This is a genomic window from Stenotrophomonas sp. TWI1149 (assembly GCF_039673155.1).
Lineage (GTDB): Bacteria > Pseudomonadota > Gammaproteobacteria > Xanthomonadales > Xanthomonadaceae > Stenotrophomonas > Stenotrophomonas maltophilia_AA.
Genome location: NZ_JBDJLB010000014.1, coordinates 14,574 through 35,707, shown reverse-complemented (window position 1 = coordinate 35,707; position 21,134 = coordinate 14,574). Strand labels below are relative to the sequence as shown.

19 protein-coding genes and 1 pseudogene are annotated in these 21,134 nt (G+C 67.8%); 9 read left to right on the top strand and 11 right to left on the bottom strand.

The window, feature by feature from the left end; all coding sequences use genetic code 11:
- Positions 1-65 precede the first annotated feature (65 nt).
- Positions 66-389 (top strand): DUF6122 family protein, encoded by a 324-nt coding sequence (locus tag ABE424_RS15770; protein ID WP_346490606.1) that lies wholly within the window; start codon positions 66-68, stop codon positions 387-389.
- A 136-nt stretch (positions 390-525) separates the two neighbouring features.
- Here the strand turns inward: ABE424_RS15770 and ABE424_RS15765 are convergent, their stop codons facing one another.
- From ABE424_RS15765 to ABE424_RS15755, 3 genes are read right to left on the bottom strand one after another with little or no spacing between them, the layout of a single operon-like run.
- Positions 526-1,851: a sensor histidine kinase gene (locus ABE424_RS15765; protein WP_346490607.1), complete on the bottom strand. Its 1,326-nt coding sequence runs from the start codon at positions 1,849-1,851 to the stop codon at positions 526-528.
- Positions 1,848-2,510, bottom strand: a complete 663-nt coding sequence (locus ABE424_RS15760; RefSeq protein WP_176987930.1) for a response regulator transcription factor — start codon at positions 2,508-2,510, stop codon at positions 1,848-1,850. Before ABE424_RS15760 ends, ABE424_RS15765 begins: the two co-directional genes overlap by 4 nt.
- On the bottom strand, positions 2,510-2,752 hold the full coding sequence (locus tag ABE424_RS15755; RefSeq protein ID WP_342589208.1) for a PepSY domain-containing protein: 243 nt from the start codon (positions 2,750-2,752) through the stop codon (positions 2,510-2,512). Before ABE424_RS15755 ends, ABE424_RS15760 begins: the two co-directional genes overlap by 1 nt.
- Before the next feature lie 197 nt (positions 2,753-2,949).
- Between ABE424_RS15755 and ABE424_RS15750 the strand changes: the two genes are divergently transcribed.
- Entirely contained in the window at positions 2,950-3,384 is a 435-nt protein-coding gene (locus tag ABE424_RS15750) for a PepSY domain-containing protein (RefSeq protein WP_346490608.1), read from the top strand.
- A gap of 82 nt (positions 3,385-3,466) precedes the next feature.
- Here the strand turns inward: ABE424_RS15750 and ABE424_RS15745 are convergent, their stop codons facing one another.
- From ABE424_RS15745 to ABE424_RS15735, 3 genes are all read right to left on the bottom strand, one after another.
- Entirely contained in the window at positions 3,467-3,973 is a 507-nt protein-coding gene (locus ABE424_RS15745) for a hypothetical protein (protein ID WP_176987933.1), read from the bottom strand.
- Between the two features lie 98 nt (positions 3,974-4,071).
- Positions 4,072-5,283, bottom strand: a complete 1,212-nt coding sequence (locus ABE424_RS15740) for an FAD-dependent oxidoreductase (protein ID WP_346490609.1) — start codon at positions 5,281-5,283, stop codon at positions 4,072-4,074.
- A gap of 7 nt (positions 5,284-5,290) precedes the next feature.
- Positions 5,291-5,785: a lipocalin family protein gene (locus ABE424_RS15735; RefSeq protein WP_346490610.1), complete on the bottom strand. Its 495-nt coding sequence runs from the start codon at positions 5,783-5,785 to the stop codon at positions 5,291-5,293.
- A gap of 182 nt (positions 5,786-5,967) precedes the next feature.
- On the opposite strand from ABE424_RS15735, the gene ABE424_RS15730 reads away from it, so the two are divergent.
- Positions 5,968-6,216, top strand: a complete 249-nt coding sequence (locus tag ABE424_RS15730; RefSeq protein WP_176987936.1) for a hypothetical protein — start codon at positions 5,968-5,970, stop codon at positions 6,214-6,216.
- Positions 6,217-6,333: 117 nt separating this feature from the next.
- On the top strand, positions 6,334-8,748 hold the full coding sequence (locus tag ABE424_RS15725; protein WP_346488655.1) for a DUF3772 domain-containing protein: 2,415 nt from the start codon (positions 6,334-6,336) through the stop codon (positions 8,746-8,748).
- A gap of 230 nt (positions 8,749-8,978) precedes the next feature.
- Here ABE424_RS15725 and ABE424_RS15720 read toward each other — a convergent pair whose 3' ends face one another.
- Together ABE424_RS15720 and ABE424_RS15715 are read right to left on the bottom strand one after the other, a co-directional pair.
- Positions 8,979-11,081 carry a phosphoglycerol transferase I gene (locus tag ABE424_RS15720; RefSeq protein ID WP_346490611.1) on the bottom strand — a complete coding sequence of 701 codons (2,103 nt, stop codon included), beginning with the start codon at positions 11,079-11,081 and terminating at the stop codon, positions 8,979-8,981.
- Between the two features lie 285 nt (positions 11,082-11,366).
- Positions 11,367-13,022, bottom strand: a pseudogene (locus ABE424_RS15715) (AarF/UbiB family protein); the annotation flags it as partial.
- Positions 13,023-13,187: 165 nt separating this feature from the next.
- On the opposite strand from ABE424_RS15715, the gene ABE424_RS15710 reads away from it, so the two are divergent.
- The gene (locus ABE424_RS15710) at positions 13,188-14,099 is read left to right on the top strand and encodes a DUF808 domain-containing protein (protein ID WP_176987939.1); all 912 of its coding nucleotides are present in this window, start codon (positions 13,188-13,190) and stop codon (positions 14,097-14,099) included.
- 12 nt (positions 14,100-14,111) lie between these two features.
- On the opposite strand, the gene ABE424_RS15705 is transcribed toward ABE424_RS15710, so the two are convergent.
- From ABE424_RS15705 to ABE424_RS15695, 3 genes are read right to left on the bottom strand one after another with little or no spacing between them, the layout of a single operon-like run.
- A complete protein-coding gene (locus ABE424_RS15705) occupies positions 14,112-14,771 on the bottom strand; it encodes a hypothetical protein (RefSeq protein ID WP_346490612.1) in 660 nt (219 codons plus the stop codon).
- Positions 14,758-15,294 carry a sigma-70 family RNA polymerase sigma factor gene (locus ABE424_RS15700; protein ID WP_346490755.1) on the bottom strand — a complete coding sequence of 179 codons (537 nt, stop codon included), beginning with the start codon at positions 15,292-15,294 and terminating at the stop codon, positions 14,758-14,760. The genes ABE424_RS15705 and ABE424_RS15700 overlap by 14 nt, the downstream gene beginning before the upstream one ends.
- A gap of 57 nt (positions 15,295-15,351) precedes the next feature.
- Entirely contained in the window at positions 15,352-16,917 is a 1,566-nt protein-coding gene (locus ABE424_RS15695) for a GGDEF domain-containing protein (protein ID WP_346490613.1), read from the bottom strand.
- A 133-nt stretch (positions 16,918-17,050) separates the two neighbouring features.
- Between ABE424_RS15695 and ABE424_RS15690 the strand changes: the two genes are divergently transcribed.
- The 4 genes from ABE424_RS15690 to ABE424_RS15675 all read left to right on the top strand — a co-directional run bounded on the left by ABE424_RS15690 (position 17,051) and on the right by ABE424_RS15675 (position 21,026).
- On the top strand, positions 17,051-17,689 hold the full coding sequence (locus ABE424_RS15690; protein ID WP_346490614.1) for an NAD-dependent dehydratase: 639 nt from the start codon (positions 17,051-17,053) through the stop codon (positions 17,687-17,689).
- Between the two features lie 95 nt (positions 17,690-17,784).
- The gene (locus ABE424_RS15685; RefSeq protein ID WP_346490615.1) at positions 17,785-18,663 is read left to right on the top strand and encodes a tryptophan 2,3-dioxygenase family protein; all 879 of its coding nucleotides are present in this window, start codon (positions 17,785-17,787) and stop codon (positions 18,661-18,663) included.
- Positions 18,664-18,906: 243 nt separating this feature from the next.
- A complete protein-coding gene (locus ABE424_RS15680) occupies positions 18,907-20,409 on the top strand; it encodes a peptide MFS transporter (protein WP_121040656.1) in 1,503 nt (500 codons plus the stop codon).
- Positions 20,410-20,417: 8 nt separating this feature from the next.
- Positions 20,418-21,026 (top strand): thioredoxin family protein, encoded by a 609-nt coding sequence (locus tag ABE424_RS15675; RefSeq protein ID WP_346490616.1) that lies wholly within the window; start codon positions 20,418-20,420, stop codon positions 21,024-21,026.
- The last annotated feature ends 108 nt before the right edge of the window (positions 21,027-21,134 follow it).

Here is a 21,134-nt window from a genome sequence, read left to right as displayed (position 1 = left end):
CCTCACCCGGCCGTCCGTAGCGCCGGGCACTGCCCGGCGGTTCCTCCAAGGCACCCGGAACCCGCATGAGCGCGCGCGCGATCTTTCATCTGTTCCTGCATGCGGCCGTGCCGGCGTTGCTGGCGTGGATGTTCTGGCGCAAGCGTTTCATGTCCGCCTGGGTGCTGATGCTGCTGGGCTGGATCATCGATCTGGACCACCTGCTGGCCGACCCGATCTACGCCCCGAACCGCTGCAGCATCGGTTTCCATCCATTGCACACGGCGCCGGCGATCGCGGTGTATGCGGGGTTGTGCCTCCCGAAGAAGACGCGATTGTTCGGCATCGGCCTGATCATCCACATCGTGCTGGATGCGATCGACTGCTGGTGGATGCACGCCGGCAGGTAAATGCACGCCATGCGTGGATGACGCACCGCATCAGATCCGCTGCACCTGACCGGTAGTGCCGGCAGCTGGCCGGCTCCACGCAGCGTCGGGAGCCGGCCAGCGGCCGGCACTACCGACGGCGAAGGCGATGGCGCGTTTACCCCGCCGGCAACGTCAACGTCGCGCTCAATCCCGGCGTGGCATTGGCCAGCACCAGCGTGCCGCCGTAACTCTCGGCGATGTCCGCCACGATCGACAATCCCAGCCCGCTGCCTGCCGCACGCTCATCCAGCCGCACGCCGCGTTCCAGCACGCGCTCCAGCTGCTCTGGCGGGAGTCCTGGACCATCATCGGCCACGGTGATGCGCAGCTGCGTACCCTCCCGTGCCACGTCCACGCGCACCGCCTGCGCGGCCCACTTGCCCGCATTGTCGAGCAGGTTGCCCAGCATCTCTTCCAGATCCTCGCGCGCGCCTGCGAAAACACCCGCCGCGTCGCCGTCGCATTCGAAACGCAGCCCACGCGCCGCATGTACGCGCTGCATCAGTCCGCACAGCGCGCTCGTCACCGGTGCGACCGGCGTGCGCTGCTGGCTGTCCGCGCCCAGGCCTGCGGCCAGATAGCGATCAATGCTCGCCTGCATGCGCGCGGTCTCGCTGCGCAGGGTCTGCCGCCAGTCGCTGCCGTCGCCCTCGGCTTCAGTGGTGAGCACGGTCAGCGGGGTTTTCAGCGCGTGCGCGAGGTCTTCGGCGCTGCGGCGGGCGCGCACCATCATGCGCTGGTGATGATCGAGCAGCGCGTTGAGCTGGCCGGCCAGTGGCGCGACTTCCTTCACCAGGCCCTGCTGCGGGAAGCGCACGTTCTCGCCATTGCGCACCTGCGCGGCGATGCGACCCAGTTCGGCCAGCGGCCGCAGGCCGTAATGCACCTGGGTGACCAGCACGCCGAACCACAGCGCGATCAGCACGGCCAGGGCAAGCGCGGTGCGCTGCCGGAAGCTGGCGACCTGGGCGTCCAGCTGGCTGCGGTCGGTGGCGACCATCACGATCACCGGCGCGGCGGCGCGGGGCAGGGTGACCTGCTGGGCCAACGCCCGCAGCGGTTGCTGCAGCGGCCCGGTGAGATCGAGCGGCTGCGCCGGGCCGGGCTGCAGCCCCACCGGGGCGGCGAGCGATTCGTCCCACAGCGAGCGCGACTGCCCGAGCGGCTGGCCCTGCGGGTCCAGCACCTGCCAGTAGTCGCCGGAGAACACACGCCGGTAGCGCTCGTCGGCCAGGGTCTGGCGCCACTGCAGCCGGCCGTCGGCATCGCTCTCGGCCAGTGCCAGGACCGCGATCAGATCGTTGCCCAGGCGCTCGTCCATCGCGGTACGTGCGGAGCGCTCGAACATCGCGCCCAGCCACCAGGTCGCCAGGGCCGAGACCAGCACCAGGCCCAGGCCACCGGCGACCAGCAGGCGCGTGCGCAGCGAGCCGGTGGTCATGGCGTCGCCGACAGGCGGAAGCCCTGGCCGCGGTGGGTATGGATCAGCTCGCTGCCGAGCTTGCGGCGGATGCGCCCGATCAGCACGTCGAGCGTGTTGGAATCCGGATCGAAGCCATCTTCATAGACGTTCTCGCCCAGCCGCGCGCGGCTCAGCACGGTATCGGGGTGGTGCATGAAGTAGCTGAGGATGCGGTGCTCCTGCGCGCTGAGCGCCAGCGGCGCGCCGTCCAGCTCGAAGCGGCCGGCGTTGACGTCCAGCACCAGTGGACCGCACTGCAGCCGCGGATGCGCGTGGCCGGCACTGCGGCGGATCAGGGCGCGCAGGCGCAGCAGCAGTTCTTCGGGCTGGAACGGCTTGGTCAGGTAGTCATCGGCACCGGCATCGAAGCCGGCCAGCTTGTCGTGCCAGCGGGCGCGGGCGGTCAGCACCAGCACCGGGAAGTCGCGCCCGGCCTGGCGCCAGCGCTCGATCACGCTCAGTCCGTCCAGGCCCGGCAGGCCGAGGTCGACCACCGCCGCGGCGATGTCCTCGATCTGGCCCTGGTACTCGGCATCCCGGCCCTCGGCGCTATGGATGACCACGTATCCGGCTTCCTCCAGCAGCGTCTGCAGGCGGCTGGCGAGCAGGGTGTCATCTTCGGCGAGCAGCACGCGCATCAGTCTTTTTCCATTTTCAGCAGGCGGCCGGTGGCGGCATCGTAATCCAGCTCCATCACCACGCCATCGGGGCCGAGGATCTCGATTTCATACTTGGCGTCATCCAGCTCCACTTCGATCAGCTTGCCGGGGTAGCGCCGCAGCGCATCGGCGACCACCTGTTCCAGCGGCACGAACCGGCCCTGACGCACCGCCTGGCGCACGCTGTCCTGCTGGCGGCTGCCACCGTCGAGCACCCGCATCGGGTCCTGCGGGGCGAGGGTCAACAGCAGGGGCAGCATCAGGGACAGGGCGGACATGCGGGCACGCAGGGCAGGGGCAGGCCACCGGTATACCGGGGATGTCTAAACAGTATCTAACAGCCGCCCTCATGGTCCGGTTAGGTGCGGTGGCCAGACTGGCGGTGCCGGAATGGACCGGCGCCCCCTCAAGGATTCCCATGAAGACGATGATTGCCGCAACCGCCCTGGCCGCCGCCCTGTTCGCCACCCCGGCCTTCGCGGCCAACCTCTCGGCCGCCCAGGTCCAGGCCAAGCTCAGCGCCGCCGGCTATGCCCAGGTGCACGAGCTGGAGCACGACGATGGCGTGTGGGAAGCGGATGTGACCCGCAAGGACGGCAGCGTCGATGAAGTGCTCATCGATGACACCAAGGGCGAGATCTTCGACCCGCGCGACGGCCGCGCGCTGCTGGATGCCGGGCAGATCCTGGCGCTGGCCGGCAAGGCCGGGTTGAAGCAGATCGACTCGCTCGAGCGCGATGGCGCCACCTGGACCCTGGATGCGCGCAATGCCCGCAACCAGCGCGTGGAAGTGCGCATGAGCGGTCACGACGGCCGCGTGCTGGCCAGCAAGCGCGATGGCTGGTGGGACTGATCCGGCCGCGCCACCGCGCGCTGGATGTACGAACGGCCGGGTTTCCCCGGCCGTCCGCGCAGGTGCCTGAGGGCGGCAGCGCTTACCAGCGCGCCGGGTAATCCCAGTAGCCCGGGCCGCGGCCGTAGCCGCCGTAGCCATCGAACCCGTCGTAGCCGTAAGGGCCGAAGAAGCCGGGGCCCTTGCCCTCGCTCACCCGGATGTTGACGTTGACGTTGCGGGTGTTGCCCTCGTCCGTGGTGTAGTTCTTGCTCAGATTGAGCTCGGCCGCGTTGTAATGGCTGTTGCCGTAATTCTCGGAATAGCCGATGCCGGTGGTGAAGCTGCCGTTGACCCGCAGCTTGTCATCGGTCACGTGGGCGATCCCGTTGGCCGCCCGGTCGGTGGAACGCCGGCCGGTCCGGTCGCCGTAGAAGGTGCCCGGCGGATCGCCACGCAGGGACTGATCGCTCAGGTACTGCAGCGGCGCATCGGGAATGCTCAGGTCCAGCCCGGTCGAGGACTGCGGGCCGGTGGCGCCTGCGGCTGACTGGGCCAGCGCCACGCCGGGCAGGGACAGGCACAGCAGCAGGGGAAGCAGGCGGATCATGGGAGGCTCCGGAGCAGACAGGCGGGACGGCCGACAGCGCTGACGCTAGCAGCCGTAGTTTGAATGATGCCTGTCATGGCGTGGGTTGCAAGGGGAACTCAGCGCAACCGGTCGAATCCGAACAGCTCGGCGAGCGGATGCCGGCGCCGTTCGATGCGCGCGCGGAGCAGCCCGGCGCCGATCATCGAATAGGTGATGCCGTTGCCGCCATAGGCCATCGCGAACAGCACCCGCGGGCCCCACTGCGGGTGCGGACCGAAGAACGGCAGACCATCCTGGGTCTCGGCGAAGGTGCCGCCCCAGGAGAAGGCCGGCTGCAGCGGCAGGTGCGGGAACAGCTTCGCGGTCTTCCTGAGCAGCTTGCCGGTCTTGCTCTCGACCCGCCGGTCGCGCCGGGCCGGGAGATCGATGGCGTCGTCTTCACCACCGATCAGCAGCCGGTGGTCGCCGGTGCTGCGCAGGTACAGATACGGCCGCGCCGACTCCCAGGCCATGGTCTCGCGCAGCGGGCCGAGCAGGTCCGGGTGGATCGGATCGGTGATGAAGGCGTAGCTGCTGCGGTTGCGGGCCACCGAGGGCTTCAACCAGCGCTGCCCGGCATAGCCGGTGGCCAGCACCACGTGGCGGGCACGGATGCGCGCGCCGCCCAGGGTGGTCGCGGTGACGCCGCGCGGGGTCGGGGTGAGCGTATCCAGCACGGTGCGGTCGTAGACGCCGCAGCCGCGCTTGTGCAGCCGCATCAGCAGCCGATAGGTAAGTCGATAGGGGTCGATGCGTGCAGCGAGTGCGCTGAGGATCGCGCCCGGTGCGCGGATGCCGTACGCGTCCGCGACCGCCTCGCTGTCCAGCCAACGCACATCGAAGCCATGCCTGGCCCGCAGCGCGCATTCCTCGGCCAGCACCGCCTGGTGCCCGCGCTTGCTGGCGTAGTACAGGCTGGCCATGCGGTGGCAATCCACGTCGCGGAACGGTGCGGCGACCTCGCAGATGGCCGGGATCGCCTCGGCACAGGCCTGGTAGGCCTGCACGGCGGCGTCCTCGCCATAGCGCTGGGCGAGATCGATGAGATGGGTGTCGATCTCGTACTGCAGCAGTGCGGTGCTGGCCGCGGTGCTGCCCCAGCCGATATCGCGCTGTTCGATCAGGGCGACATCGTGGCCGTGCGCGCACAGCTCGTCGGCGATCAGTGCACCGCTGATGCCGCCGCCCACCACCAGCACCTCGCAGTTCAGATCGTTTTCCAGCGGTGGAAACGCATGCATCAGGCCGTTGCGCACGGCCCAGAACGGGTACCCGCTCTTCAGGTCCATTGAAGCCTCAGGCGGTGGGGTGGCCGGTATGCGGGGTCTGGATCAGGGCGCTCAGGTCGAAGCCCTGCAGGCGCGCCTGGGCCAGATAGTGTTCCTGCGTGGTGCGGTCGAGCGTGGGGGTGCGCGAAAGCAGCCAGAGGAACTTGCGGTCCGGGCTACCGACCAGCGAGACGCTGTAATCCGGTGCGATCTGGATCACCCAGTAGTCGCCCTTGGTGAAGGGCAGCCAGCGCAGCCCCTTGGGCAGGAAGCTGACCTCCAGCCGGGCCGGGTCGTTGTCGACCGGGCAGGCCTCGCCGTCGGCTTCTTCGATCTCGTTGCCCATGCGGCAGCGGTTGAGCACGGCCACATGGCCGTTGTCCTTCAGGCTGTAATGCGCGGAGACATCCGTACAGCCTTCCGGCTCGTGCTTCATCGGCAGGCGGGCGATCTCGTACCAGGTGCCCAGGTAGCGCGGCAGCTTGAGGTCGGGAACGGTTTTCAGGTCGGGAGGTGTGGTCATGGGGGACGGCTGGTGGGAGTGCGATCCCACGATGCCGGGGCCGCTGCCACGGCCGGGTGAAGCCGGGGCGAGTGCGGCGTCGAGACAGTCCGTTGTGGTCGCGTCATGTTCCGCTTCCGATGGCGGCGCTATGCTGGGCCGGAGCGCCGTGGGCGCTACTTTCAACAGCGATGGAGATGCGGATGTACCAGGTGATTCTGCTCAAGAGCGAAACCGGCGTTGCCCGCCAGCAGCGGGAAACGGCCGACGATGTGATCGACCATGAAGGCGTGAGCTATACGCTGCGGGCCGGCCCGCGGCAGCCGCTGCCGACCGATCACGCCTGGGACGAGATCGCGGTGTACGCGCCCGAGGAGATCACCGAGGAGGAGTTCCAGGACTGGTATGCCCGCCTGCAGCCGCAGGTCGAAGAGCTCCGCCTGAAGTACTGAGGGCCACATACCTGTTCTGAACGGGGCCCGGTTTATAGTCGCGGGCAGGCGCGGTGGTCCGCGCGAACCGTTGGTGCTGGCGTGTCGCTTCGTCATTCTTCGTTTGTGGTGCGGTCGTTGTCGTGGCTGCTGTTGTTCGCCTGGCTGGGGGCCGCGCCGATCGCGCTGGCCCAGGCCGGTGATGCGGATCCGGACCCGGCCAAGCAGCTGGCCGAGGCCGAGAAGACCTTCCGGTCCATCAATGATGATCTGGAGGATGCGGCCACCACCGAGACGCTCAAGACCCTGTCCGACCGCGCCCTGTCCGTCCAGCGCGATGCGGATGGCCTGCAGACGGCGCTGGACCCGCAGCTGAAGCAGGTTGATGCGCGCCTGTCCCAGCTCGGCGAGGTGGCCGAAGGCACCGTCGAGCCGCCGGAAGTCAGCCGTCAGCGCAAGGCGCTGAACCAGCAGAAGGCCGACATCAACGCGCAGATCGCCCGCGCCAAGCTGCTCTCGGTGGATGCCAAGCAGCTCGGCGAGCGCATCGAGAAAATGCGGGTCACCCAGTTCAGCGAACAGCTCACGCGCAAAGTCGCCTCGCCGTTGTCGCCGTCGCTGTGGCGCAGCTTCGCCAAGGACGTGCCGGACGACGTGCAGCGCCTGGCCATCCTGTATCGCATGGGTGAAGACGCCGCGCGCAAAGCCATCGCCAAGCATGGCTGGACCGCGCCGCTGATCGGGCTGGCGGTGGCGCTGGTGATGTTCTTCCCGCTGCGGCTGTGGCTGCGCGCGCTGGGGCGGCGCTTCGCCGCCTCCGAGCGGGCGCCCGATGGACGTCTGCGCCGTTCCGGCCTGGCGGTGTGGCTGCTGCTGGTCGGCACGCTGCTGCCCGGCCTCGCCGCGGTAGCCCTGGTCGAGTCGCTGGATGCGATCGGGGCGATCCCGCCGCGCCTGCAGTCGGTGGCCGAAACGTTCGAAGTCGCTACCTTCGTGGCCGCCTTCATCGCCGCGCTCAGCGCCTGCCTGCTGGTGCCCAAGCGGCCCTCGTGGCGGCTGCTGTCGCTCGACGACAGCGCGGCCTGGCGCCTGCGCAAATACGCCTGGGGCGCGGCCGGCCTGACCTGGCTGAGCATCATGCTGGTCGCCCTCGACCGTGCGGCGCGCACCAGCGCGGTGACCACGGTGGCCGCGGACGGGTTGATGGCGGTGACCTATATGGCGCTGATCATCGCGATCCTCGTATCGCTGGCGCGCATGCACAACCGCCAGGCCGCCGAAGCCGCCGAAGCCGAAGCGCGGGCCGATCCCCGGGCCGGCGGCGATGGCAAGGTGCGGGGCGCGCCGCGCCGCAGCGGCTGGATCGTGCTGGCGCGCCTGGCCGGCCATATCGCCGTGGCAGCGGCGGTGATCGCCACGCTGCTGGGCTACCTCAACTTCGCCCTGTTCGTCGCCCAGCAGCTGATCTGGGGCGCGGTGGTGCTGATGGCCGTCTCGCTGCTGCTCAAGTTCGCCGACGACCTGGCCACCTGGGTGCTCGCGCCCAGCAGCCGTGCCGGGCAGACCATCGTGTTGACCACCGGGCTCAGCGAGTCGCGGGTGGAGCAGGCCGGCGTACTGCTCTCGGCGGTGCTGCGCGTGGGCGTGATCGTGCTCGGCCTGCTGGCGCTGGCCGCACCGTTCGGCAACCTCAACGCGTTCCTCGGCGGGCTGGATTCGCTCACCGGTGGATTCAAGGTCGGCGAAGCGACGGTCACACCGAGCACCGTGATGTACGCCGTGCTGGTGTTCCTGGTGGTGTGGGCGGTGACGCAGGCGTTCCAGCGCTGGCTCAGCGATACCTACCTGCCCAAGACCGAACTGGACGCCGGCGCGCGCAACTCGATCAGCACGGTGACCCGCTACCTCGGCATCATCGCCGCGGTGCTGTGGGGCCTGACCGCGCTGGGGATCGGCTTCGAGAAGCTGGCGCTGGTGGTCAGCGCGCTGTCGGTGGGTATCGGTTTCGGCCTGCAGGCGATCACCCAGAACTTCGTGTCCGGCCTGATCCTGCTGGCCGAGCGGCCGGTCAAGATCGGCGACTGGGTCAAGCTGGGCGATCAGGAAGGCGACATCAAGCGGATCAGCGTGCGCTCGACCGAGATCCAGGTCGGCGACAAATCCACGTTGATCGTGCCGAACTCCGAGCTGATCACCAAGACCATCCGCAACATGACGATGGGCAACGCGCAGGGCCGGATCCAGATCCAGTTCTCGGTGCCGCTGAACACCGACGTGGCCGCGTTGCGCCAGATCCTGCTGGATGCGTACACCGAGCACCCGGGCGTGCTCAGCGATCCGGCGCCGTCGGTGTTCATCGACTCGATCGCCAACGGGCAGATCGCGATCAACAGCTTCGCCTACGTCTCCGGCCCGCGGGCGGTATACGGAGCGCGCAGCGAGCTGTACTTCACGATGCTGCAGACGTTCGCCGCTGCCGGGATCGCGCTGTCCTCGCCGACGGACATCCATCTGGTGCGTGACCCGGCAGCGAAGCCGGATCCCGACGCGTAAGCAGGCCGGTAGGTACCGACCGTTGGTCGGTATCGTCGCGATCCTGGTGTCGGTCGTTATCGTCGCGATGGAGGTAGTGCCGGCCGCTGGCCGGCAGCACCTTGATACATGTAGTGCCGGCCGCTGGCCGGCAGCTGCACGATGCAGAGAGAATCGGGAGCCGGCCAGCGGCCGGCACTACCGATATCGACCGCCGACAGCCCCCCGATGTTGGCCGGGGAGGTGCCGGATCAGCCGCGGTTGCCGCGGCGCGACGGCACCAGCGCGAAGGTATCCACGGCGAGCTTCTCGGCATGGTTCAACCACGCCCGCACTTCCAGATCGTCGACCTCGTGGTCCAGGCCGAAGCTCAGGTTGATGCGGCCTTCGGCGTCCGGCTGCACCCACTGCTGGGCGACCACCACCTTGCGCTGCGACGACACCGCCTCGATCCAGAAGCCACGGTCCGGCGACTGCTTGGTCACCAGCTGCACCATGTACTGGCCGGCGCGGGTGCGGCGGCCCTTCTGCGTGATCATGTGGGCCTGGCGGATGCTCGGGCGCGGGCCGTTGAACGGGTCCAGCGGGCCATCCACGGCCACGCCACCGCGCAGCTGGTCATCGCGGAACAGCTTGATGCCCTTGTCCTGGTTGACCAGCATCGCGCACCAGTCGCCATCGGCCGAGCCATCCTCGAAGGCGGTGCAGCGATCGACGTAGGCCAGCGTATTGGACGGATCGGCGAGATCGAACTGTTTGGAGGTGTTCTCCAGGTAGACCGACTTCAGGTCCCAATGCTTGTCGTACTCCAGCAGCACCGGCGGCTGTACATGCTGCAGGCCGATCACCACCTGGTTGTCGTCATCGATGCGCAGCTGGCGGGTCTTGTCGCCCAGCCACAGCGAGCGCGAGAACGCCAGGTAACGCGGGTAGTCCTTGCCGTTGTCGCGGAACACCGCGGCACTGGCACTGTCCGAACGTTCCGGGTGCAGCAGCGAGCGGCCGAAGCCGATCGAATCGATGGCCGGGTCGATCAGGCTCAGCAGGGTGGCGCCCGAGTCCAGCGTCGAGCCGGCCGGCGCGGCCAGCTGGCGCGGTGCGATGTCCTTGCCCAGGAACAGCAGCAGGTTCTCGCGGTCCTGCTTGGCCAGAATGTGGCTGAGATCGTTCGGCATGGCCAGGTGATCGGAGGCGATCACGATCAGCGTGTCCTCGCCATACGGGCTGGCCTGGATGCGGTCGACCAGCTTGGCGATCAGCCCGTCGGTGCACTTCAGCGCATTGAGCATGCCGATGTTGCCGTGCTCGCTCTGGTAGCGGGTGCCCTTGCAGGCCACCGGCAGGTGGCCGGCGGGGTGATGCGTGTCCATCGTCAGCGTGGTCAGCATGAACGGCTCGCCCTTGCGCGAGAGCTGCACGAAGCGGTCGTAGGCCTTGTCCAGCAGCACATCGTCATGCACGCCCCACGGCGAGAAATGCGCGCGCGTGACCTTCTGCTTCTTGAACCAGGCCAGGTCATCGACGGTATCGAAGCCGTGCGTGGCCAGGAACTGGCCCTTGCCGGCGAACTGGCCGTTGGCGCCGCCCAGGTAATGATTGGTGTAGCCCTGCTGCTTGAGGTAATCGCCCAGGCAGACCGCTTCGGGCAGGAAGCTGCCCATGCGGCCCATGCTGTTCTCATCTTCCTTGGCGGTGGTCAGCGGCACGCCGCACATCGAGGAGACCAGGCCGGCGATGGTCCAGCCACCGCCTTCGGCCGAGACCAGCCCGCGCACGTCCAGCGACTGCGCGGCCAGCCGGTTGATGTTGGGCATCAGGTCGGGGAAAGTTTCTTCATTGAGATAGGTGCGCTCCAGGCTTTCGCCGTAGATCCACACGATGTTGCGCGGCTTGGTCAGCGGCTGCGTCGGTACGCGGTACTCGGCCTTGACCATGCTGTAGTCGACCGGGCGCATCTGCTGGTACAGGCGCTGGCCATCGCTGTAGAGCGGGCTCACCACGATGGCGACGAACCACATGGCCATGAAGCCGGCAAACACCGTGTTGCCATGCGCGGGGCGGTGCCGACGACGCAGGCGCGTCAGCAGCAAAGGGGTGAGCGAGACCAGAGCCAGTGCGATGAAGCCGGCGATGTAGTGCTTGAAGTCTGCGACGCCGGCGCCTTCCATGTCCGCGCCGAGGTGATACAGCGTGGCCGCGTTGAGACCGTCACCGGACAACTTGTTGATCAACCACCATGCACTGAGTGTCAGCAGCAGCAATGACATCAGGCTTGCCTTCCACCACACCCATTTGTCAGATGCGAGGAACAGCCAGGTGAGCAGCAACAGCGACAGCAACAGGATCCAGAGCATAAGCACTTTTGGCAGTGGAGACAGGTGGTGATGGACGCCATGACGACGCAGTTCCCATCCGACCGGCTGTCCCAACCACACATGCATGACAAGCCGATGACTCGATCATGCCTGCACGAACCTGACTGAAATGTTTGTTGAAAACGACATTTATCCTCACGCATCGCACTGCGATATGCGACGTAAAACACGCGTGAAGAAGTGCGCGCGATGCTGCACTGCATCGCGCGTTTCCCTGTGCGTTTATATGCTCTGTCTGAATGCGCGGCGCACGTGGCAAGCGCGTCAACGGTGCCCGCGTTCTTCCTTCGAGCGCGCACGACGATCGAAGATCAACGCACTGAGGATGATGCCCAGCCCAAGGAAGACGCCGATCAGCATCAGAGTGAATGCGATGGCGGGATAGCCGAACAGATGCCACCCGGTATCGACCTTCATCATCATCGCGGCGGCAAGAATCAGCGCCGCGGTGACGATGCCGGCAGAGACGCGGTTGGCGATCTTCTGCAGGTTCTCCATCAGGCGTGATTCTTCCAGCCCGGTCACTTTCATCTGCAGGCGGTTCTCGGCAAGCAGCGCGAGGATGTCGGTCATCTTGCGCGGTCCATCGCGCAGCAGCTGCTGCATCTCCATGGCCTCGCTGGCGAGATTGGCAGCGGACAGGGATTTCTTCAGTCGCGCCCGCATCACGTGCTGCAGCTGTTTTTCCACGATGCGTCGGGTGTCCAGGTCCGGCGACAGCAGGCGGCACACGGTCTCCAGATTCAGCAGCGCCTTGCCGAGCAGGCTCAGCTCCGGCGGCGTCCGCAGGCCGCTGGCGGTGGCGATGCGCACCAGGTCCAGCACCACGCGGCCTTCGGAGAAGCTGCTGTTGGCGGCATAGCGCGCGATGATCTGCCCGGTCTCGCGCAGGTAACGTTCTTCATCGAAGAATTCGAGTCGCGTGCTGATGCCGATGATCTCATCGGCCACTTCCTCGCCGCGTCCATCCACCGCAGCGAACAACAGTTTCAGCAGGCGTTCGCGCAGTCGCGGCGGCATGTGCGCGACCATGCCCAGGTCGAAGATCGCCAGGCGACCCGCCGGTGTGACACGCAGGTTGCCCGGATGCGGATCGGCGTGGATCTCGCCATGCACGAAGATCTGGTCGACATACCCGCGGATCAGCGCGGCGGCGAGCGGCGCCATCGGCTGCTCGGTGCGGCGCACGTCGGGGATCATGTCCACGCGCACGCCCTGGGCCAGTTCCATGGTCAGCACGCGATGGCTGCAGTAATCCCAGATCGGCTGCGGTACCCACAGCGGCTTGAACGGCTTGAGGTGCTGGCCGAAGCGCTGCAGGTTCTCGGCTTCAGCCTGATAGTCCAACTCCTGCATCAGGGTCTTGGCGAATTCATTGAGCCAGTCGCGCAGGCGTACGCGACGGCCGACCTGGGTGAGGTGGTCGGCGGCCAGCGCGAAGCTGCGCAGCACCTCCAGGTCCGAGCGCAGCTGCGCGGCGACCTCCGGCTTCTGCACTTTGACGGCCACCTGGCGTCCATCATGCAGCTCGGCGCGGTGCACCTGGGCGATCGAGGCGCAGCCCAGCGGCACCGGATCGAAACTGGCGAACAGCTTGGATACCGAGGCCCCCAGCTCCTGTTCGATGATGGCCGCGACCCGCTCGACCGGGATCGGCGCGACGTTCTCCTGCATCCGCTCCAGCGCCGTGGCGAACTCCACCGGCACCATGTCGGGGCGGGTGGAGAGCATCTGGCCCAGTTTGACGAAGGTCGGCCCCAGCGATTCCAGATCGGTGACGAACTGCTCCGGGTTGCCCTCCGGCGGCACGTCGTGGACCGCGCGCGAGTCCAGGTTCATGCCGGAAAACACCCCGGAATTACGGTGGCGCAACAGCAGGCGCAGGATCTGGCTGCGGCGGTTCATGCCCTTGACCAGCGACGGCGAACCGGGGACGACGGGCGTGGTATTCAAACGGGACTCCGGGGCGACGATCACCGGCAGTGTGGCGGGGCGGCAGTGGTGGGCCGGTGAATCCGTGCCTGCTACCGCGACAGGGGGCGGATCGGTCAGAATCGGCGCTCCTGCTTCCTCTTTGGATCCACCATGGCCGGTGCCAGTCTGTTCGCGTTGCTCGATGATATTGCGTCCCTGCTGGACGACGTGGCGGTGCTGACCAAGGTCGCGGCCAAGAAAACCGCCGGCGTGCTCGGCGACGATCTGGCGCTGAACGCACAGCAGGTGACCGGGGTCAGCGCCAACCGGGAGCTGCCGGTGGTGTGGGCGGTGGCGAAGGGCTCGCTGGTCAACAAGGCGATCCTGGTGCCGGCCGCGCTGGCGATCAGCGCGTGGCTGCCGTGGGCGATCACCCCGCTGATGATGATCGGTGGCGCGTTCCTCTGCTACGAGGGCGTGGAGAAGCTGGCGCACCGCTTCCTGCACTCGCGCGATGAGGATGAGCAGCGCAGGGCCGAGCGGGTCAAGGCGCTGGCCGATGAGAAGGTGGACATGGTCGCGTGGGAGAAGGACAAGGTGAAGGGCGCGATCCGCACCGACTTCATCCTCTCGGCCGAGATCATCGTGCTGTCGCTGGGCGTGGTCTCGAGCGCACCGTTCCTCAACCAGGTCACCGCCTTGGTGGTGATCGCACTGGCGATGACGGTGTTCGTCTACGGCCTGGTCGCCGGCATCGTCAAACTCGACGATCTGGGCCTGTACCTGTCGAACAAGGGCGCGGCGCTGGCCGCGATCGGCCGGGGCCTGCTGGTGGCCGCACCGTGGCTGATGAAGTTCCTCTCGGTGGCTGGTACCGCGGCGATGTTCCTGGTCGGCGGCGGCATCCTGGTGCACAGCATCGCGCCGCTGCACCACGCGATCCTGGCGATGGGCGGCGACGGCAGCTGGGGCTGGCTGATCAACGCGCTGGGCAACGTGATCGTCGGCGTGGTGATCGGTGCGGTGGTGCTGGGGGCAGTCACCGCGTTCCAGAAGCTGCGCGGGGCCAAGCCCGCGCACTGAGGCGCGGCCGGGTCAGGCCGTTTCCCACCCGCGCAGGGCGTCCAGCTCGGCGCGGGCACGGGCCAGCCGGCGGCCGGACAGCGCGTCGATCGCGCGTTGCAGCCACGGCGACCCCGGCGCGCGCTGGACCCAACGCCGGGCCAGGACCAGCGCGGCCAGCATGGCCAGCGTCCCGGCACCCAGCGAGACCAGCAGCCACGGGGCGGCGAAGGCGCCCAGGTCCACCCCCCACGCCTGCCAGGCCACCAGCACCGGCGCCGCCAGCCACAGCCAGCACCACGGCAGGCCGAGCAGCAGTTCGGTCACCGCCGTGTGCCGGCGCAGCGCGGCCAGCTGGTGCGATTGCTCCAGCACTGTCTGCGTCGGCTGCAGCTGCCGGCGGCGCTGCAGGCGGGTGATGCTGGCGATGATCACCGCGATGCAATAGGCATGCAGCGCCAGCGCGCTGAGCATCACTGCCAGCGGCGGTTGCTGCCACCACTGGCTGCCGCAGTACACCGCCAACCCCAGCCAGAACACCAGCTGCAGTCCCTGCCACAGGCTGAAGAGGCCGAGCTGGCGCTGGACGCTGCGTTGCCGATGGCTGCGCCACGCCGCCAGCGCGAAGGCCTCCTGCGCGTCAGTGGGGTTCCCGACGCTGTTCCACAGCTGCTTGAGTTCATCCGGTTGCATGGCGGGCTCCTCGGTCCGTGGGATTCAGGCGCGTGCGCAGTTGCTGGCGCAGGCGGTGCAGGCGGGTGGAGACGTTGGCGACGCTGATGCCCAGCACCTCGGCGATCTGGCGGTGGTCGTGGTCGTCCAGGTGCAGCAGCATCAGCGCACGGTCCAGCGGCGGCAGCGCATGGATGGCGACCTCCAGCTGACGCAGGGCGTGGCGCTGTTCGGGCGGAAGCGCTTCGTCGGCCGCGGGCAGATCGTCATCCAGGGGCGCGTGGCGCTGCTGCCTGTGCTGCTGCCGCCGCCATTGCGAGATCGCCACGTTGAGTGCCACCCGGTACAGCCAGGTCGAAAAGCGCGCGCGCGCCGGGTCGAACCCTTCGAACGCCGCCCACCCCTGCATGCTGATCTCCTGGACCAGATCGAGCCGATCCTCGGGATGATGGCAGTAGCCGCGTGCCACGTTCAGCACGATGCCGCGGTGCTGCTCCAGCAGCGCGGCAAAGCGCGGGCGCAGGTCGGTGTCGCGTGCGGGCAGTGTCATGTCCATACCCGGGTGATTCGCGCCGGTGCGCGGAATATCACAGCCACGGGATCAGCCTGCCGGGGGTTCGGCCGCCTGCACGCGGTTCTTGCCGACCCGCTTGGCCGCATACAGCGCCGCATCGGCGCGCCGCAGCAGCGCGTCCGCCGCTTCGCCCGGCAGCCATTGCGCCAGCCCGGCGCTGAAATGCACCGGCACCCGCTGTCCGTCCAGCGGCAGCGGCCGCTGCGCCAGCGAGCGCTGCAGGCGCAGCAGGGTGGACATGCTGTCCGCTGCCGGCGTTTCCGGCAGCAGCAGGACGAACTCATCTCCGCCCAGGCGCGCGATCGCATCGCTGCTGCGCAGGTGCAACTGGCAGACTTCGACCAGGTGGCGCAGCACCGCATCGCCGCCGGCATGGCCGTGCAGCGTGTTGGTCTGGTGGAAATCGTCCAGGTCGAGCAGGGCCAGCGCCAGCGGATGGCCGTGGCGGGCGGCGCGCGCCCGTTCGCGCTCGAGCAGTTCGTCGAGCCCGCGCCGGTTGAGCGCACCGGTCAGCGGGTCACTGCGGATCAACCCGGACACCTCGCGCAGCTCGTGCTCCAGCTCGGCGATGCGCTGTTCGGCCTGCTCCACTTCGCGGCGCGCGTTGCCGAGGTGGTCGCGCGCCTGCAGGGCCTGGTCCTGGACCCGGCCGGTATCCTGCAGGACGTCCTGCAGCAGCTGGTTGAGATCGGCGATGCTGCGCGCCTCCTTCAGGGCCAGTGCGTAACTGCTGATCCGGTCGTGGTACTCGCCGGTGCTGACCGCCATGCCGTCCAGGCGCTCGATGAAGCCGCCCATGACGTTCTTCATCGCCGCCTTGGATTCGACAATGCCCTGCTTGAGCAGGCCCTGCTTGTAGATCACTTCGCGCAGGTTGGCGCGTGCCTGTTCCACCGAGTCGCGATCGAGCGGGCCACCGATCAGCGAGCGCACCGCGTGCACCTGGCCGTGCAGCCAGCTGCTGTCATCGAGCAGCTCGCTGATGTTGTCCAGCAGCAGATCGAACAGGCTCAGCAGCAGCTCCTGCTGTTCCTGCCAGCCATCGCTGCGCACGCCGATCTGGTGCGACAGCTCGCGCAGCCGCAGTTCGATCGGCTGCAGCGGCTGGCCCGGATGCCAGTGGCGCAGTTCACCGGCCAGCTGCACCGGCTCCTCGCGCAGCTCGGGCATGTTCTGCAGCAGGCTGGCCACGGTCACCCCGACGGTGTGCCGCAGCAGCTCGCGCAGGCGCAGGCTGTCCGGCTGGCCGTCCGGCGTTTCCTGTTCGATGGTGCGGATGTACTTGTCGATCAGCTGGCGCATCGCGCGGCCGTAGCTGACCCAGTCGGCGCTGCGCTGCGCCGACTGCAGGCGCAGGCCCATGTCGCCCAGCTCGCCGGGGAGGGTGGACATGCCGTTGGCAAAGGCGGCCAGCAGCGGCTCGGGCGCATCGATGCCGGCGAACAGGCGCTGCAGCATCGCGCTGCTGCCGCCCTTGGGCCCGGGCGCCGGCTCGCTGGCGGTGTCCAGCACCGTGCCCGGGCTCTGCCGCCGCGACAGCAGCCGCCCGACGGCGGTACCGGGGCTGGGGGGAGCATCGTGCGGGTCCGTCATGCGGCAGATCCTTGCAGGGCACGGCCAAGGGCCGGAGCGGTGGAGAGGTGGGAACAGTATCGGCGCAGTCGGGTCGGGCTTGAACCGGCCCTGCATGGCAGGATGGTAAGCACGGCAATGGCAGGAGCGTGCGATGAAGGTGATGCTGGTGGGAGCGACCGGACTGGTCGGCGGTCATGTGCTGCGGCAACTGCTGGACGACCCCCGCTGCGATGCGGTGGTGGCCCCGACCCGGCGGCCGGTGGGCGTCACCGACGCGGCGCTGCTCAATCCCGTGGTGGACTTCGCGCAGCTGCCGGCCGAGGCCGACTGGTGGGCGGTGGATGCCGTGATCTGCGCGCTCGGTACCACGATCAAGCAGGCCGGCAGCAAGGAAGCGTTCGCCCGGGTCGACCATGATTTCCCGCTGGCCGTGGCGCGGCGGGCGCGTGCCCACGGCGCGCATGCCTTTGCGTTGAACTCGGCGATGGGCGCCGACCCGGGCTCGCGGATCTTCTACAACCAGGTCAAGGGCCGGCTGGAACAGGACCTGCGGGACCTGGGCTATCCGTCGCTGACCCTGGTCCGCCCCGGGCTGATCGGAGGCGAGCGTGCCGAGCGGCGTACCGGCGAGCATCTGGCCAGTGTGGTGCTGGGCGTGCTGGGTCCGGTGCTGCCGCGCGCGTGGCGGATCAACCCGGCCGAGACCATTGCCGCCGCGCTGGTCGAGGCGGTGCTGGTGCCGACGCCCGGCGTCAGGATCGTGGGCTCGGCCGATCTGGCGGAGCGCTGAGCCGCTGAGCCGCTGAGCCGCTGACGGGCGGATGCGCGGCCACCCGGCCACCCGGCCACTGCGCTACCCTTTCTGCCCCTCAAGCGGTCCCTGCCATGTCCGTCGACAAGAACCAACGCGATCTCGAAGCTGGTATCCATACCGATCTGGAGGGGCGGCTGACCTACGGCGGTTACCTGCGTCTGGACCAGCTGCTGTCGGCCCAGCAGCCGCTGTCCAACCCGGCGCACCACGACGAGATGCTGTTCATCATCCAGCACCAGACCTCGGAGCTGTGGCTGAAGCTGCTGGCGCACGAACTGCGCGCGGCGATCGGGTTCCTGCAGCGCGACGAGGTGTGGCAGTGCCGCAAGGTGCTGGCGCGCAGCAAGCAGGTGCTGCGCCAGCTGACCGAACAGTGGTCGGTACTGGAGACGTTGACGCCCTCCGAGTACATGGGCTTCCGCGACGTGCTGGGTCCGTCCTCGGGCTTCCAGTCGCTGCAGTACCGCTACATCGAATTCCTGCTGGGCAACAAGAACGCGCAGATGCTGCAGGTGTTCTCGCATGACCCGGCCGGCCAGGCCCAGCTGCAGGAGGTGCTCGATGCCCCCAGCCTGTACGAGGAGTTCCTGCGCTACCTGGCCCGCTTCGGCCATCCGGTCCCGGCCGGCTACCAGGGCCGCGACTGGCAGCAGCCGCACGTGGCCGACGAAGCGCTGCACCCGGTGTTCGAGCGGATCTACCAGAACACCGACCGTTTCTGGCGCGAGTATTCGCTGTGCGAGGACCTAGTCGATCTGGAGACCGCCTTCCAGCTCTGGCGCTTCCGCCACATGCGCACGGTGATGCGGATCATCGGCTTCAAGCGCGGTACCGGCGGCTCCAGCGGGGTCGGCTTCCTGCGCCAGGCGCTGGAGCTGACCTTCTTCCCGGAGCTGTTCCAGGTGCGCACCACGATCCGCAACGACGATCCGATGCCGCCGGACGCCTGATCCGGCATCGACCGCAATAAGCCTATTCATATTTAGCGGCCCCATCCGCCGTACGGTGCGGCAGGCCCCGTCGTTGCTGCGCTGCCGGTCCCAGGCCGGCAGTTGCAGATGCAAGTTCAGCGACCGTGCCGCCAGCGGTACACATCAGCGTGTATTTGACGTGAACGTGGTTGGTCTGGGATTCTCCCGCGCTGCTTTCGCACATCGGACGTGCATGTCTTCCACCGAACCCAGGAATCCCGCATGAGCGTAGACGCCGCCGCGAAATCCGTTCCCGATCCGGCGCTGCCGGAGTTCAAGACCACGCTGGGCCATCCGCGCCCGTTGTGGATGCTGTTCATGACCGAATTCTGGGAACGCTTTGCGTTCTACGGCATCCGTTGGGCCCTGGTGCTGTACATCGTCGCGCAGTTCTTCGACGGTGATTCGGCCGGCCAGGCCGCGGCCAGCCGGACCTACGGTGCCTATCTGGCGCTGGTCTACGCCGCCGCCATCTTCGGTGGCTACGTGGCCGATCGGGTACTGGGCTACCAACGCTCGATCCTGACCGGCGCGGTGATCATGGCCGCCGGCCTGTTCATGGTAGCCATGCCCAACAAGGAAATCTTCGAGCTGGGCCTGGCCACGATCATCATCGGCAACGGCCTGTTCAAGCCGAACATCTCGACCATGGTCGGCAAGCTGTACGGCCTGAAGGATGAGCGCCGCGACTCGGGCTTCACCATCTTCTACATGGGCATCAACATCGGCGCGATGATCGCCCCGGTGCTGACCCAGTACCTGGCCGAGCGCGTGTTCGGCACCCAGGCGATGCCGTCCTACAAGATGGTCTTCATCGCCTCGGGCATCGGCATGCTGATCAGCCTGGCCTGGTTCTACGTCGGCCGCGCCGGCCTGAAGGGCATCGGCGCCCCGCCGGCCGGTGCCGAGGGCTATGGCCGCATCGTGATGGTGTTCATCGGTGCGATCGTGGCGATCCCGATCGCGTTCTTCCTGCTCTCCACCGGCGCCACCGCGCTGGCCTGGATCCTGGGCGCGATGTTCATCGCGCTGGCGATCCTGCTGCTGGTCGAAGGCATCCGCGAAGGCAAGGTCCAGCGCGACCGCGTGATCGCGATGCTGATCATCTTCACCTTCAACGTGATGTTCTGGATGTTCTTCGAACAGGCCGGCAGCTCGTTCACCTTCCTGGCCGACAACATCGTCAACCGCAACCTGGGCGGCTGGGAATTCCCGACCGCCTGGTTCCAGTCGGTCAACTCGGTCGCGATCATCACCCTGGCGCCGATCATTGCCTGGATCTGGATCAAGCTGGGCCGCGCCAACCCGTCGATCCCGCGCAAGTTCGGCCTGGGCCTGCTGTTCAACGGTGCGGCGTTCGCGCTGCTGATGGTGGCGCTGTCGAGCATGGTCGTGGACGGCAAGATTCCGTTCTGGACGCTGTTCATGGTCTACGTCATCCAGTCCGTCGGTGAGCTGTGCCTGTCGCCGATCGGCCTGTCGATGGTGACCAAGCTGGCCCCGGTGCGCCTGGTCGGCTTCGGCATGGGCGGCTGGTTCCTGTCCACCGGCATCGGCAACAACATGTCCGGCATCTTTGCCGGCGTGGTCAGCGGCGAAGGCGGCATGACCGTGGAATCGGCGCTGAAGGGCTACACCTTCGGCTTCTGGGCGTTGATCATCTCCGGCGTGGTGCTGTTCCTGGTCGCGCCGTTGATCAACAAGCTGATGCACGGCGTCAAGTGAGGACTGCGATGCGCATGAAAGCCGTGGGGATGTCGATGATCGCGGCCGGCCTGCTGGCCGCCTGTTCGCCGTCGTCGGCGCCCACCGCTGCACCTGCGCAGCCGCTGGATACCTCCGAGCAGAAACCCCCGGTCGCCGATCCCGGCGAACCGGTGGCCTCGGGCAACACCCCGGCCGCGGCGGACATCGCCGCGATCGCGGCGCTCAACGCCCAGTTCGATCCGGCGCGCGACCCGGTCGCCGACCTGGCCACGGCCAAGGTCGAGGCCCAGCGCGGCGGCAAGCGCATCATCGTGGACGTGGGCGGTGAGTGGTGCCCGTGGTGCCATCTGATGGACGGTTTCATCGAAGGGGATGCGGAGATCCGCAGCTTCCGCGATGCGAACTACGTCTGGATGAAGGTCAACTACAGCGAAGAGAACGAGAACGCGGCCTTCCTGTCGCAGTTCCCGGCCGTGAAGGGCTACCCGCACCTGTTCGTACTCGATGCTGACGGCAGGCTGCTGCACTCGCAGTTCACCGGCGAGCTGGAGGCCGACAAGGGGCAGAAGAAGGGCTACGACCGTGGCCGCTTCTTCGCCTTCATGAAGCAATGGGCGCCCCCGAAGGCGTCGTGATCGAAGAGGCCGCGGATTCCGCGGCCTTTTTTTTGCCCTCAATTTCCGCGCCCTGCTGCCGCTACCCCCAAGGACCTCATGCCGCGCTGTTCGTGGCGGGCAACCGAC

Coding starts and splice junctions, on each gene's coding strand:
- ABE424_RS15720 (WP_346490611.1), bottom strand. CDS start 11,081: ATGCTCTGGATCCTGTTGCTGTCGCTGTTGCTGCTCACCTGGCTGTTC.
- ABE424_RS15675 (WP_346490616.1), top strand. CDS start 20,418: ATGCGCATGAAAGCCGTGGGGATGTCGATGATCGCGGCCGGCCTGCTG.
- ABE424_RS15730 (WP_176987936.1), top strand. CDS start 5,968: ATGTACCAGGTGATTCTGCTCAAGAGCGAAACCGGCGTTGCCCGCCAG.
- ABE424_RS15770 (WP_346490606.1), top strand. CDS start 66: ATGAGCGCGCGCGCGATCTTTCATCTGTTCCTGCATGCGGCCGTGCCG.
- ABE424_RS15690 (WP_346490614.1), top strand. CDS start 17,051: ATGAAGGTGATGCTGGTGGGAGCGACCGGACTGGTCGGCGGTCATGTG.
- ABE424_RS15710 (WP_176987939.1), top strand. CDS start 13,188: ATGGCCGGTGCCAGTCTGTTCGCGTTGCTCGATGATATTGCGTCCCTG.
- ABE424_RS15735 (WP_346490610.1), bottom strand. CDS start 5,785: ATGACCACACCTCCCGACCTGAAAACCGTTCCCGACCTCAAGCTGCCG.
- ABE424_RS15740 (WP_346490609.1), bottom strand. CDS start 5,283: ATGGACCTGAAGAGCGGGTACCCGTTCTGGGCCGTGCGCAACGGCCTG.
- ABE424_RS15750 (WP_346490608.1), top strand. CDS start 2,950: ATGAAGACGATGATTGCCGCAACCGCCCTGGCCGCCGCCCTGTTCGCC.
- ABE424_RS15745 (WP_176987933.1), bottom strand. CDS start 3,973: ATGATCCGCCTGCTTCCCCTGCTGCTGTGCCTGTCCCTGCCCGGCGTG.
- ABE424_RS15765 (WP_346490607.1), bottom strand. CDS start 1,851: ATGACCACCGGCTCGCTGCGCACGCGCCTGCTGGTCGCCGGTGGCCTG.
- ABE424_RS15760 (WP_176987930.1), bottom strand. CDS start 2,510: ATGCGCGTGCTGCTCGCCGAAGATGACACCCTGCTCGCCAGCCGCCTG.
- ABE424_RS15685 (WP_346490615.1), top strand. CDS start 17,785: ATGTCCGTCGACAAGAACCAACGCGATCTCGAAGCTGGTATCCATACC.
- ABE424_RS15705 (WP_346490612.1), bottom strand. CDS start 14,771: ATGCAACCGGATGAACTCAAGCAGCTGTGGAACAGCGTCGGGAACCCC.
- ABE424_RS15680 (WP_121040656.1), top strand. CDS start 18,907: ATGAGCGTAGACGCCGCCGCGAAATCCGTTCCCGATCCGGCGCTGCCG.
- ABE424_RS15755 (WP_342589208.1), bottom strand. CDS start 2,752: ATGCGGGTGCTCGACGGTGGCAGCCGCCAGCAGGACAGCGTGCGCCAG.
- ABE424_RS15695 (WP_346490613.1), bottom strand. CDS start 16,917: ATGACGGACCCGCACGATGCTCCCCCCAGCCCCGGTACCGCCGTCGGG.